We start from the raw sequence: 12,230 nt of genomic DNA on the forward strand, positions 1-12,230 counted from the left end.
CCCTCTTCATGATCCGCATGTACCGGTCCACGGGCGCCGCCTGCGAGGACGCCATCGTCGAGGACGGCCGTCTGACGATCTATCCCGACGTTCTGTGGATCGACCTTCTGAACCCCACCCGGGAGGAAGACGCCGCCGTCGAGGCCGCTCTCGGTCTGGCCGTGCCTACCCGTGAGGAAATGAAGGAGCTGGAGGCCTCCAGCCGCGTCTACCGGGAGAACGGCGCCACCTATCTGACCGCCGACATCATCACCCGGGGCGATGAGGAGATTCCGGGCATTGAGCCGGCCACCTTCGTCCTGACCGCCGGTCCACTGGTGACGATCCGCTACGCCGACCCCCGCCCCTTCGCCATGCTGCTGGAGAAGCTGGAGCGCGAGCCCGGACTGTGCGGCTCCGGCGCCGACCTGTTCCTCAATCTCATGGAGGTGGTGGTCGATCGGGCCTCGGACATCCTGTCCAGAACCGTGCTGCGGGTTGAAGGCATCGCCACCCACGTCTTCTCCGGCGGCAAGACCGTCGGGTTCGAGAAGCTGATCACCAAACTGGGGCGCGCGCAGATCGCCAACGCCCGTATCGAGCAGAGTCTGGCCGGCCTGACCCGCATCTTCGCCTTCGTGGCCATCGACGAGCGGATCGACAGCGGCGACGCCCGCGCCCACCTGCGGTCCCTCAGCCGCGACGTTGAAAGCCTGACCGCCCACAACCAGTCGGTCGCCGCCTCGATCAATTTCCAGCTGTCCGCCGCGCTCGGCCTGATCAACATCGAGCAGTCCTCGATCATCAAGATCTTCTCGGTGGCCGCCGTCGCCTTCCTGCCGCCGACGCTGATCGCATCAATTTACGGTATGAATTTCGACCACATGCCCGAACTGCACTGGATGGGCGGCTATCCGCTGGCCGTGGCCGCCATGGTGGTTTCCGCCATCCTTCCCCTGTTGTGGTTCAGGAAGAAGGGCTGGCTCTGATCTTGACCCGTCCGGCCCTCCGGGTCTTCCTGCCGCGCCTGTCGATGGAGTCCCCCATGCGCCTGATCGCTTTCGTCGCCGCCTCGGCCCTGACCCTGTCCGCCTGTTCTCAGGGCGGCGAAGCGCCCGCCGCGTCCGGCGAACCCCCGGCGGCCGCGCCCATCCTGTCGGGGGTGGACCTGTCGAAGCCCGTCAGCCTGATCGGCACGGAGCCCTTCTGGGGCATCCAGCTAACGGGCGGAGAACTGGTCTACTCCGGCGTTGACCGCCCCGAACAGCGTGCGCCCCTGCCGCCCGCGGTGATCCAGGGCACCGTCGCCACCTTCCAGACGCGTTCAGCCTCCGGGACCGTCTTCGACGTCACCCTGACCTCGACCGAGTGCAGCGACGGCATGAGTGACCGCACCTTCCCCCTGACCGCCCTGGTCAAGGTCGGTGACGAGACCCTGATGGGCTGCGCCGCCTCCAGCGAAGCCCTGGCCCGCGCGGGTGAAAGCGGCCCGGTCGCCTAACCCGACGGGTCACGCAGCGTCCGCATCGCGCCCAGCCGGGCGAAGGCGATCGTCAGGGCCTTGCGTCGCGCGGGAGCCAGCGGGATGACCGGCGCCTCACGCACCACCGCCCCGCCGAAGCCGTCGGCGACGATCAGCCCCGGCTCATCCGGCAGCACGCCATCGGGGAACCCGGGCGCCACGGCGAAGTAGAAGGCGTCGCAGAACGGCCCGTACTCGTGCCATTTGCGGTCAACGCGATAGTCCTCGAGCCCGGACTTGACCTCGACGATCAGGATGTCGCCCTTCGGCCCCAGCGCCATGACGTCGGCCCGCCGTCCGTTCGGCAGTCCGACCTCCAGCAGCGGCGCATAGCCCATATCCAGCACCAGCCGCGCCACCCCGCGCGTCACCGCCAGGGTGGTGTCCGGTCGGCTGAAAACCAGATCGATCTGCAGGGCGGTCGCGGCCATCCGGACCTTATGTTCCGCCTTCGTTCCGGTTTCAAGTCCGCTAAGCGTGGCCGCAGGGCAGGTGCTATGATCCGTTTTCTGCAGCGCGGAAGGATCCGCACGATGCGCGAAGACCGGATCGCAAGACGCAATCGGGGCGACCGCCGCGGCCTCTGGCTGCTGGCGGGCCTGGCCCTCGCGGCGGGACTTCTGGTGCTGGCCGTCCTGCTCAAATCCAGCGCCGCCGATCAGCGGGCGCGGATCGAGATCGAGCACGCACAGTCCGCGTCAGGAGAAAAACCATCCACCGTTTCGCGTCCCGGGCCCCGTTCAGGCGCATTGCCGTTGGGATAACGCCGTCTTATTAACCATTCTGCCAGGCAGGAACCGCATGAGGCGGAGGGCGCGGATGCACGATGACAGGGGCGCACGGCGGAACCGGAACGAAGGCGGGCTGTGGTTGATCAACGCCCTGTTGCTGGCGGTGGTGGTGCTGCTCAGCCTTTACGTCTTCAGGGCGCCGGACAGTCCGCATGACGCCGGTGTCCAGATCGCGCATCACCAGCCGACGGCCTACTGACCGGTCTGGATCACCTGTCCGGTCGGCAAGCCCAGCGCCGCCGCGCGCCGGATCAGGTCCGCCCGCACCGCGGGTGACGGGCTCTGGTTGCGGTGCCAGATCCACCAGTCGGACCGGTTCGGCAGCGACAGGATAGCCCAGCTGTAGTCATCGGCGTGCGCCTGCACGCGATACGTCTGTCCGGCCAGCCCGCCGAAACTCAGCAGCCCCGTCAGGGTGAAACGGAAGGTCCGGTTGGTCCCCGGATCGGTCACCCGCGCATTGGCTCGCAGGGTTTCCGACACGCCGTCCACGCGGCGCGTACAGGTCACCACCACGCCGTACCGGTTCGCCCGCGCCTGCGGATTGAAGTCGATCTGCGCCCGGCGGCAGTCCTTCTGGAGATCGTTCGGGCTGCGGACGATCTCGAACCACCGCCCGTCGAACCGGTCCATATCCACCGCCTGCGCCGAAGCGCTTCCGGCCAACAGGCTCAGGCCCAGCGCCACGGCGGGGGCCAGAACGGGGACACGTAAACGAGCAACCACAGGCGATCCTCCTCAAACCCCGACAGCGCTCTTACGCGCCTGGGCCCGGGGCGGATGCGGGATCAGAGGATATAGCGGCTCAGGTCAGCGTTCTTCGCCAGTTCACCGATCCGCTCGCGCACCTGATCCCCGTCAAAGGTGATCGTCTGCCCGGTGAGGTCGGAGGCCTTGAAGCTGGTCTCCTCCAGCACCCGCTCCAGCACCGTCTGAAGGCGGCGGGCGCCGATGTTCTCGACCGTCGAATTGGCGGCCACGGCCGCGTCGGCAAGCGCCTCCACCGCATCGTCGGTGAAGACCAGCGTCACATCCTCGGTGGCCAGCAGCGCCTGGTTCTGGCGGATCAGGTTGGCTTCCGGCTCGGTCAGGATGCGCTTGAAGTCATCGCGGGTCAGCGCCTTCAGCTCCACCCGGATCGGCAGACGCCCCTGAAGTTCCGGCAGCAGGTCCGACGGCTTGGCGACGTGGAAGGCGCCCGAGGCGATGAACAGCACATGGTCCGACTTCACCGGCCCGTACTTGGTCGACACCGTCGTGCCCTCGATCAGCGGCAGCAGGTCGCGCTGCACGCCTTCGCGCGACACATCGGCGCCGCGCGCCTCGGAGCGGGCCGCCACCTTGTCGATCTCGTCGATGAAGACGATGCCCTCGTTCTCGGCCAGCGACAGGGCCTCGGCGGTCAGGCTCTCCTGATCCAGCAGCTTGTCGCTTTCCTCGGTCGTCAGCGGCGCGACCGCGTCCTTCACCGTCAGCTTGACCTTCTTGGTCCGGCCCCCGCCCAGCTTGCCCAGCATTTCGGACAGATTGATCATCCCCACATTGCCGCCGCCCGGCAGGTCCACGCCCTGGATCGGCGAGGCGTTGTCGGCCAGCTCCAACTCGATCTCCTTGTCGTCCAGCTCGCCGGCGCGCAGCTTCTTGCGGAAGCTGTCACGGGTCGCCGGCTGCGAGCCCGGTCCGACGAGGGCATCCAGAATGCGCTCCTCCGCGGCGCCCTCGGCCTTGGCCTTCACGCCCGACCGGCGCTTGTCCCGCACCATCACCAGCGCCGCCTCGACCAGATCGCGCATGATCTGGTCCACGTCGCGCCCGACATAGCCGACCTCGGTGAATTTGGTCGCCTCGACCTTCAGGAAGGGCGAGCCCGCCAGCTTCGCCAGCCGCCGGGCGATCTCGGTCTTCCCGACGCCGGTCGGCCCGATCATCAGGATGTTCTTGGGCGTCACCTCGTCGCGCAGGTCATCGGGCACGCGCTTGCGCCGCCAGCGGTTGCGCAGGGCCACGGCCACGGCGCGCTTGGCGTCATCCTGCCCGACAATGAAGCGGTCGAGTTCGGAAACGATTTCACGGGGGGAAAGGTCGGTCATGGAATGCAGATGGGGGAGTCGGGGTGTGTTGGCGAGGGGTGAAAGGTGACTCGTGAGTCGTGAGTGGCGGCGTCAGAAAGTCGCGCCGAGCCCACTACTCACAACTCACTCTTCACCCACCCAGCGTCTCCACCGTCAGGTTCCCGTTGGTGTAGACGCAGATTTCCGCCGCGATGGCCATGGACCGGCGGGCGATGGTCTCGGCGTCCATGTCCGTATTCTCGATCAGGGCGCGGGCCGCCGACAGGGCGTAGTTTCCGCCCGAGCCGACCGCCGCCACGCCGTACTCCGGCTCCAGCACATCGCCGACGCCGGTGACGGTGAAGATCGAATTCCGGTCGGCCACCAGCAGCATGGCCTCCAGTCGACGCAGATAGCGGTCGGTCCGCCAGTCCTTGGCCAGATCCACGCAGGCGCGGGCCAGTTGGTCCGGATACTGCTCCAGCTTGGCTTCCAGCCGCTCAATGAGGGTGAAGGCGTCGGCCGTCGCGCCGGCGAAACCCGCCAGCACCTTGCCGCCGGCCAGGGTCCGCACCTTGCGGGCCGCGCCCTTGACGATGGTCGGCCCCATCGAGACCTGGCCGTCGCCGGCGATAACGGTGCGCCCATCCTTACGTACCGCAAGGATCGTTGTGCCGTGCCAATCGGGGAATGAGGATGTGGTGTTCGTCATCTCTTCCAGATGGAGACCGAAATGGGGCGCGGCAAGGGAATCTCGTGGGATTTCAATGATACGCAAGCGCCACAATATGACCAATGTAACCCGTTACATTGCTAGATTAGGCCCTTGGGGCGATAATTTTGGGGTCAGATCGTGCTGCATCGTGTGATTTACGCCAGTGAAGCGGTCGGCGCGACGGGAGTCTCGACCCTGACTCTCGCCCATATCCTCGGCGCGTCGGAAGCAAACAACCGTCGCGACGGGATCACCGCTGCCGTCATGTTCCACCGTGGCCATATCGTTCAGGCGATGGAGGGCCGTCGCGCGGATCTGGATCGTCTGATGCGCCGTCTGCTGGCGGACCGCCGCCACACAGGCCTGCGCGTGCTGGTGGACACCCCGATCTCCAGCCGCCTTCTGGAAGACCCGATCAGCGTCTGTCCCGATCCCCGCACCCTTCTGGAGCGGATCGGCGTGGTGGAGCTCTCGCGCCTCACCGCCAACGAGGCAGAAGCCATGCTGGAATTCAAATACGCCGCCTGAAGGCGTGACGTCGCCCCTCCCAGCGCCTAACTGGGGCGGGTGAGCTTTTCCCAAGACGAAATCGAGCGCTACGCCCGCCACCTGGTGCTGTCCGACGTCGGCGGGCCCGGCCAGCAGCGACTGAAGGCCGGGCGCGTCGGCCTGATCGGTCTGGGCGGTGTCGGCGCGCCCGCAGCCCTGTATCTGGCCGCCGCAGGCGTCGGAACCCTGCGTCTGATCGACGACGACGTCGTCGCCCTGTCCAATCTCCAGCGCCAGATCGTCTTCGACAGCGCCGATATCGGCCGCGCCAAGGTCATCGCGGGCTCGGAGACCCTGGCCGCCCTCAATCCCCACGTCGGTCTGGAGCCCCGCCCCGAACGCCTGACCGCCGACAACGCCGCCGCCCTGATCGAGGACTGCGATGTCGTCATCGACGGTACGGACGATTTCGCCACCCGCTTCTGCGTCAACGCAGCCTGCGTCAGCCACGGCGTCCCGCTGGTGTCCGGCGCGCTCGGTCGCTGGAACGGGCAGGTCGGCGTCTTCAGCGGCCAGCCCTGCTATCGCTGCATGGTGCCCGACAGCCCGCCTGACGCCGAGACCTGCAGCCGGGTCGGCGTCATCGGCGCCCTGGCCGGCGTCGTGGGAGCCATGGCCGCGCTGGAGGCGATCAAGCTGATCACCGGGGCCGGCGAGCCCTTGTCAGGCCGCCTTCTGCTCTACGACGGACTGGCGGGAACGGCGCGAACCGTCCGCGTCGCCCCCGACCCGGAGTGCCCCGTCTGCGGCGCTCAGGACGCGGGCGCCGCCTCGGCCTGAGGCTCAGCCCTCTCTACGGGTTGAGCAACCGGAGCCACGGGTTGAGCCGGAGCCGGAGCCGGAGCCGGCATGTGCTGCCGCAGGAAGGCCTCCATCTCGGTCATCACCGTGATCTCCTGCGCCCGCGACCAGCCGTTGTGGCCCGCGCCATCCAGCTCGACCAGACGCACCGGCTTGCCCGCCCGACGCAGCGCCCGCTCGAAGGTGCGCGATTGCGCCACCGGCACGACCTCGTCCTCGTCGCCGTGGATCAGCAGCAGCGGAATGCTCCAGCCCTCCGCGCGGCGCAGGGGCGAGGCCGCCTCGATGGCCGCGCGGTCCACGTTCGGATCGCCGATCGACCGCACCCAGTACTCATAGCGATCCGAGTCCGACCCGCCTTCCGACCGCTCCCAGCGCAGCATGGTCATCAGGTCGCTCGGCCCCGCGATGGAGATGGCGCAGCGGTACAGGTCAGGCTGGGTCGCCCCGCCCTGGAGCGCCGCATAGCCGCCGTAGCTGGCCCCGATGATGCAGACCTGCCCCCGGTCGGCCAGCCCCTGTGAAATCAGGTGCTGCACGCCGTCCGTCACATCGTCCTGCATGCGCAGGCCCCACTGGCGATAGCCGGCCTCCGCGAACACCCGGCCCATCCCGGCCGAACCCCGGAAATTGGGCTGGAAGACCTGATAGCCGCGCGTGGTCAGGAACTGGACCCACATGTCATAGGCCATGAAGTCCCGCATCTCCGGCCCGCCGTGCGGCAGGACCACCAGCGGCAGCTTCGCATCCGGCGCCGCGCCCGCCGGGCGGGTCAGATAGCCGAACAGGGTCTGACCGTCCGAGGCGGTGTACTCGACCCGGCGCATCACGCCGAGCTGCTCCTCCGGCAGCCTCGGATAGATCGAGCCCAGCATCTCCATCCGCCGCTCGGCGACGTTGAACAGATAATACTCACCGGGATTGTTCGGGGCGCTGGCCTGCACCAGCCAGCGCGACCCATCCCGCGCCTGCGACACCACCGAGACGCTCCAGCCCTCGCCGAAGAACCGGCGGATGCCGTTCATCACCGCATCCTCGCGCCGGTCATTGAAGTCGCAGCGATAGATGTCCGCCCAGTAGCAGCCCGCCAGAAGCTCGTGGGTGTCGGGGTCCAGCACGATGCCGGCCACATCATACTGTTCATGCCGCCAGACCGCCGGGCCCATCTCCCGGGTCCGGAAGTCGAAGATGTGCACGCCAGCGGTGTTGCCGCCCTCGGCCACCTTCGGCTGGACCGTCACATAGATCTGGCCCGACTGCGCCGTCGGCCCCAGAAACTCATAGTCCGGCAGATCCCGGATTTCATCGCGGCGCAGGCGATAGACCTCGCTCCACTGACCGTCGGCGTTCAGCGCCTCCAGGAGCAGGACGCGACCGGTCGAGCCGCGATAGGCCACCCGTCCGACTACCGCCCCGGCGTTGTCGGTGACGTAGCTGAGCACCCGGCGGTGGCCGCCGAGGATCTTCACCGCCGCCCCGGTCGTGACGTTGACCCGCGCCACATCCAGACTGCCGCCGCCGGTGCGATAGGTCATCAGGATGTGGTCGGGATCATCCGTCAGGGTGTCCAGCACATCGCCCGGATCGCCGTCGTCAGCGCGCGGCGCCTTCAGCGACACCATGCTCGACCCGTCGCGGGCCATCGACAGGATCGCCCGGCCGTAGGTGAAGGACCGGATGCGGCCGTCCTCGCGGTTGCCGCTGCGCCGGACTTCCATCCTCGTCAGCGCCACCAGCAGGCGGTCATCGCTCTTCCACGCCACCCACTCGACGAAGACCCCGCCGAAATGCTCGCGCGAGCCCCCGGCGGACATCCGCGTGACGTCACCCTTCACCAGGTCGCGGACATGCAGCTCGTTGTCCGCCCCCATCCGCACCACCCAGACCAGATACCGGCCCGAGGGCGACAGACTGGCGCCGGCCAGAACCGCGGGATCGACAAAGTCCTCCGCGGTCGGCGGATCGGCCGTCGCGGCCCCTGCCGGAACCAGCGCCAGAAACACGGCGGCGCCGGCCCCCGCCAGCCGACGGATCAGAGACTTCATCACTCCCCCCGGGATGGTTCAGGCGAAGGCGCGCCGGAACAGGGCGACGTAGCGGGTCATGAGGTCCTGCTCCCGGGCGTCCTCCCAGTCGGCGTGACCGAAGTCGGCGATCTCGATCAACTCCACGCTCTTGCCCGCCGAACGCAGGGCGTCCCGCATGCGCCGGGACTGAATGAACGGAACAATGCCGTCATCAGCCCCGTGAACCAGAAGCACTGGACAGTTGATTTCGGCCGCCCGGCGGCTGGGCGAGGCCGCCTGCAGCGCCGCGCCGTCCCGGGTGCGGTCGCCGATACGCTTGGTCCAGAACTGGTAGGCCAGCTTGTCAGCCGAGTCGTCCTGCCGCTCCTCCCACGCCAGCATCTCAGGCAGGTCATAGACGCCGCAGATGCCGATGGCGGCCTTGTACAGGTCGGGTCGCTTCAGCGCCCCCATCAGGGCCGCATAGCCGCCGTAGCTGGTGCCCATGATGCCGACCCGTGAGGCGTCCAGTCCCTTGAGGCTGATGGCGTGGGCGACGGCGTCCTCGACATCGTCCTGCATCCGCGTCCCCCAGCGGGTCCAGCCCTGTTCGGCGAAGGCCTGACCATAGCCGCCCGACCCCCGGAAATTGGGGCGCAGCACCCACCAGCCCTGCGCCGCCAGCACCTGGGCCTGTCGATCCCAGCTGGGGTAGTCCCGCACCTCGGGCCCGCCATGCGGCAGGACGATCAGCGGCCCCGGCGCCCCGCCGGGCGGCGCCAGCAGATAGGCTTCGATGGTCTGACCGTCGCGGGTCGGGACCTGCAGCACCTCGCCGACGCCCAGCCGATCCGTCTCCAGCGCGCGCGCCTGCGCCACATTGACGATCAGCCGCGCGTCCTTGTCATAGAAGAACCACGCGCCCGGCTCGTTCGGTCCGTTCACATAGGCGATGAAGCGGTTGCGGGCCCGATCCACATCCGTCAGGGCGACGTCGCAGCTGTTGTCGAAGAACCGGTTGAGCGCGCGATGATGCGGGACCAGCGCCGGCTCGGCGAACTCGTACTCCAGCCGCTCGCCGTAGTAAGCGGCCCCCAGATAGTGGCCGGCGGAATCCTTGAGGCCGTAAAGCGCGTCGCGGCCCGGACGGCTGTTCAACGGGGCGCCCAGCGCCGTTGTCGCCAGATCCATCTCGCGCACGCTGATCACGTCCTCGGTGTCCAGCCGCGCCCTGACCAGCACCACGCCGGGGCGGTCCGACGGTCCCACCCACGAGAAGTCCGGCGCGTCCCGGACACGCGTCCGGCGGGCCATTCGCCACTCGGCCTCACCCGGCGCGCGGACCATGACGGTCTCCATCGTGCCGCGAGTGTTGATGTCGTGACGCATCACCGGGACGCCGTTGACCGTGCGCCAGGTGTAGGTGCCCGATGCGCCCCGCTCCAGCCGGGTCGGCGTTCCGGTGTTCACATTGACCCGATGCAGGGCCAGGACGCCGTCCCCGTCCCAGGCCGCCATCAGAATGTTGTCGGCGTCATCCGGCAGCAGGTCGATGATCCGGCCCATGTCGAACGTGCCGCGCATCTGGTTGCGCTGGTCGCCGAACAGGACCACCGGGTCGCCACGGTCGGCATGGATCGACACGACCCGCCGCATCCAGAACTCCACGCTCTCGGTGCGGAGGTTCGAGCCCGCCCGCGACCTGGAGCCGGTCTCGCCCTTCATCATCACGGTCGCCAGCACGCGATCATTGCTGGCCCATTCCAGACCCGTGATGTGCACGGCGCCCAGGCTGATCCGGCGGCGCTGCCCTTCAGGATCGGCGGCGGACAGCAGGTCGACGGCGCTCAGGGGCGCGGCGTCCGTACCGAGGTTTTCACCGACAGCTATGCGGTCGCCGTTCGGCGACAGCGCGGCCCCGACCGAGCGGATGGGCTTGAAGAACTCCTGCAGCGGATAAGCTCCCGCCGCGCCCTGCGCCCGCGCCATACCGGACGGAAGCGTGGCCAGTCCCCCCACCAGCGCGCCCGCGCCGACCAGCAGCCCCCGTCGCGACAACGCCGCGCGCGCCGCCTTGCTCAAACCCGATTTCACGATAATCCCCCGATACTTGCGCGGGCAGACAACCCAAGCGGGGCTGCGCCGTCAAGCCGGGTTCCATCAAAACATCGCGGGAATGACGCGGTCCGGCGGGCGGTGTCCGTTGGCGAAGGTCTGGATGTTGGCGATGACCCGGTCGCCCATGTCCTGACGCGCCTCGATCGTCGCCGAGCCGAGATGGGGCAGCAGCACCACGTTCGGATGCCCGATCAGGCCCGGATGCACCTTCGGTTCGTGCTCGAAGACGTCCAGCCCGACCCCGGCGATGCGACGCTGCGCCACGGCCTCGGCCAGCGCCGCCTCGTCGATCAGCTCACCGCGCGCCGTATTGATCAGAATGGCCTCGGGCCGCAGCTTCGCCAGCCGCTCGGCCGACAACAGGTGATGGGTCTCCTTCGTCGCCGGGCTGTTCAGCGAGATCAGGTCCATCCGCGCCAGCATCTGGTCCAGATCGTCCCAGTAGGTCGCGCCCAGTTCCTCGGCGATCATCGGCGAGACCGGCTTGCGGTTATGATAGTGGACCTGCATCCCGAACGCCTTCGCCCGGCGGGCCAGCGCCTGCCCGATCCGGCCCATGCCGACGATGCCCAGCCGCTTGCCCCACAGCTTGCGCCCGGTCATCCAGGTCGGGCTCCAGCCCTCGAACCGGCCCTCCTGCATCACCTGCGCGCCCTCGACGATCCGGCGGCTGACCGCCAGGATCAGCGTCATGGCCAGATCGGCCGTGTCCTCTGTCAGGACCCCCGGCGTATTGGTCACGATCAGACCCCGGCCCACGGCGGCGTCGATGTCGATATGGTCCACGCCCGCGCCGAAATTGGCGATCATCTTCAGCTGCGGCCCGGCCCTGGCGATCAACGGACCATCTATGATGTCGGTGATGGTCGGCGACAACACGTCAGCGCGTTGCATCGCCGCCTCCAGCTCGGCGCGGGTCATCGGCCGATCCGTCAGGTTCAGCTCGGCGTCGAACAGCTCGCGCATCCGTGTTTCCACGGCGTCGGGCAAGCGTCTGGTTAATACGACCTTAAGCCTGGGAGCGGACATTCGGAGCCTTCGATTTCTCATCCCGGCTTTAATGGTCCTGTCGGTGTCTGGCAAAGCTCATCGTCTCAAGCGCATCGCCCTGATCGGGGGCGTGATCGGCTGCGCGGTGCTGGCGGGCGCCGCCAACACCATGCCCGGGGGGCGCCCGACGCCCAGCGGCCAGCCCGTGCCGCGCTGGCTGTCGCTGAAATCGAGCAAGGTCTTCGCCCGTCAGGGCCCCGGCCTCGACTACCGCATCCTCTGGCAATACCGGGTCTCGAACCTGCCGGTTCAGGTCGTCGCCGAGACCGAGGGCTGGCGGAAAATCTGCGACCCCGACGGCGCCGTCGCCTGGGTCCACCGCAGCGTCGTGACCAGCAGCCGCAGCGTCATGAACGCCACCGACGAGGAAATTCCCATCCACGCCGGGCGCTCCGGCGCCTCGCCGGTCCGCGCCCGTCTCTCGGCCAGGTCCCTGGTGTCCATAGACGCCTGTGTCGACCAGTGGTGCGAGGTCCGCGTCCGCCGCCTCCGCGGCTGGGTGCCGCAGTCCGCCGTCTTCGGCGCCCAGGAACAGGCCCTGTGCGACGCCAACCGCCCCGCCGGCGCCGCCCGCGACCGGCGATAGACTTCCGCCTCACCTCTCCATTCGCCCTCAAGCGAATGGAGAGGACAGACCGGCGCGGCAGC

The 12,230-nt window shown here is 68.3% G+C and carries 14 protein-coding genes; 7 read left to right on the forward strand and 7 right to left on the reverse strand.

Annotated features, from left to right (window positions below; genetic code table 11):
• The first annotated feature begins 8 nt into the window (after window positions 1-8).
• Entirely contained in the window at window positions 9-968 is a 960-nt protein-coding gene (locus ACODRV_RS16955; protein WP_141625489.1) for a magnesium transporter CorA family protein, read from the forward strand.
• Between the two features lie 2 nt (window positions 969-970).
• Window positions 971-1,480 (forward strand): COG3650 family protein, encoded by a 510-nt coding sequence (locus ACODRV_RS16960; RefSeq protein ID WP_488909130.1) that lies wholly within the window; start codon window positions 971-973, stop codon window positions 1,478-1,480.
• Here ACODRV_RS16960 and mmcB read toward each other — a convergent pair.
• Entirely contained in the window at window positions 1,477-1,932 is a 456-nt protein-coding gene (gene mmcB, locus ACODRV_RS16965) for a DNA repair putative endonuclease MmcB (RefSeq protein WP_141625488.1), read from the reverse strand. The genes ACODRV_RS16960 and mmcB overlap by 4 nt on opposite strands.
• Window positions 1,933-1,998: 66 nt before the next feature.
• On the opposite strand from mmcB, the gene ACODRV_RS16970 reads away from it, so the two are divergent.
• Window positions 1,999-2,265: a hypothetical protein gene (locus ACODRV_RS16970; RefSeq protein WP_141625487.1), complete on the forward strand. Its 267-nt coding sequence runs from the start codon at window positions 1,999-2,001 to the stop codon at window positions 2,263-2,265.
• Between the two features lie 55 nt (window positions 2,266-2,320).
• Window positions 2,321-2,491, forward strand: a complete 171-nt coding sequence (locus ACODRV_RS16975) for a hypothetical protein (RefSeq protein WP_488909131.1) — start codon at window positions 2,321-2,323, stop codon at window positions 2,489-2,491.
• Here ACODRV_RS16975 and ACODRV_RS16980 read toward each other — a convergent pair.
• The 3 genes from ACODRV_RS16980 to hslV all read right to left on the reverse strand — a co-directional run bounded on the left by ACODRV_RS16980 (window position 2,485) and on the right by hslV (window position 5,055).
• Window positions 2,485-3,018, reverse strand: a complete 534-nt coding sequence (locus ACODRV_RS16980) for a lipocalin family protein (RefSeq protein ID WP_240811702.1) — start codon at window positions 3,016-3,018, stop codon at window positions 2,485-2,487. The genes ACODRV_RS16975 and ACODRV_RS16980 overlap by 7 nt on opposite strands.
• A 62-nt stretch (window positions 3,019-3,080) precedes the next feature.
• A complete protein-coding gene (gene hslU, locus ACODRV_RS16985) occupies window positions 3,081-4,382 on the reverse strand; it encodes an ATP-dependent protease ATPase subunit HslU (RefSeq protein ID WP_488909132.1) in 1,302 nt (433 codons plus the stop codon).
• A 112-nt stretch (window positions 4,383-4,494) separates the two neighbouring features.
• Window positions 4,495-5,055, reverse strand: coding sequence for an ATP-dependent protease subunit HslV (gene hslV, locus ACODRV_RS16990; RefSeq protein WP_488909133.1), 561 nt, complete (start codon window positions 5,053-5,055; stop codon window positions 4,495-4,497).
• 141 nt (window positions 5,056-5,196) lie between these two features.
• Between hslV and ACODRV_RS16995 the strand changes: the two genes are divergently transcribed.
• Together ACODRV_RS16995 and ACODRV_RS17000 are read left to right on the forward strand one after the other, a co-directional pair.
• Window positions 5,197-5,586 (forward strand): BLUF domain-containing protein, encoded by a 390-nt coding sequence (locus ACODRV_RS16995; protein WP_488909134.1) that lies wholly within the window; start codon window positions 5,197-5,199, stop codon window positions 5,584-5,586.
• Between the two features lie 39 nt (window positions 5,587-5,625).
• Window positions 5,626-6,387 carry a HesA/MoeB/ThiF family protein gene (locus ACODRV_RS17000; RefSeq protein WP_488909135.1) on the forward strand — a complete coding sequence of 254 codons (762 nt, stop codon included), beginning with the start codon at window positions 5,626-5,628 and terminating at the stop codon, window positions 6,385-6,387.
• Here the strand turns inward: ACODRV_RS17000 and ACODRV_RS17005 are convergent.
• From ACODRV_RS17005 to ACODRV_RS17015, 3 genes are all read right to left on the reverse strand, one after another.
• Complete coding sequence (locus ACODRV_RS17005; protein ID WP_488909136.1) at window positions 6,360-8,453, reverse strand: S9 family peptidase; 2,094 nt, start codon at window positions 8,451-8,453, stop codon at window positions 6,360-6,362. The two genes, ACODRV_RS17000 and ACODRV_RS17005, sit on opposite strands and share 28 nt — an antisense overlap.
• An 18-nt stretch (window positions 8,454-8,471) precedes the next feature.
• Window positions 8,472-10,508, reverse strand: coding sequence for an alpha/beta hydrolase family protein (locus ACODRV_RS17010; RefSeq protein ID WP_488909137.1), 2,037 nt, complete (start codon window positions 10,506-10,508; stop codon window positions 8,472-8,474).
• A 66-nt stretch (window positions 10,509-10,574) separates the two neighbouring features.
• Window positions 10,575-11,561: a 2-hydroxyacid dehydrogenase gene (locus ACODRV_RS17015; RefSeq protein ID WP_488909138.1), complete on the reverse strand. Its 987-nt coding sequence runs from the start codon at window positions 11,559-11,561 to the stop codon at window positions 10,575-10,577.
• A gap of 43 nt (window positions 11,562-11,604) precedes the next feature.
• Here ACODRV_RS17015 and ACODRV_RS17020 point away from each other — a divergent pair, with 43 nt between their 5' ends.
• Window positions 11,605-12,168: an SH3 domain-containing protein gene (locus tag ACODRV_RS17020; RefSeq protein ID WP_240811701.1), complete on the forward strand. Its 564-nt coding sequence runs from the start codon at window positions 11,605-11,607 to the stop codon at window positions 12,166-12,168.
• Window positions 12,169-12,230: the final 62 nt, after the last annotated feature.

This window comes from Brevundimonas sp. FG8 (assembly GCF_057808845.1).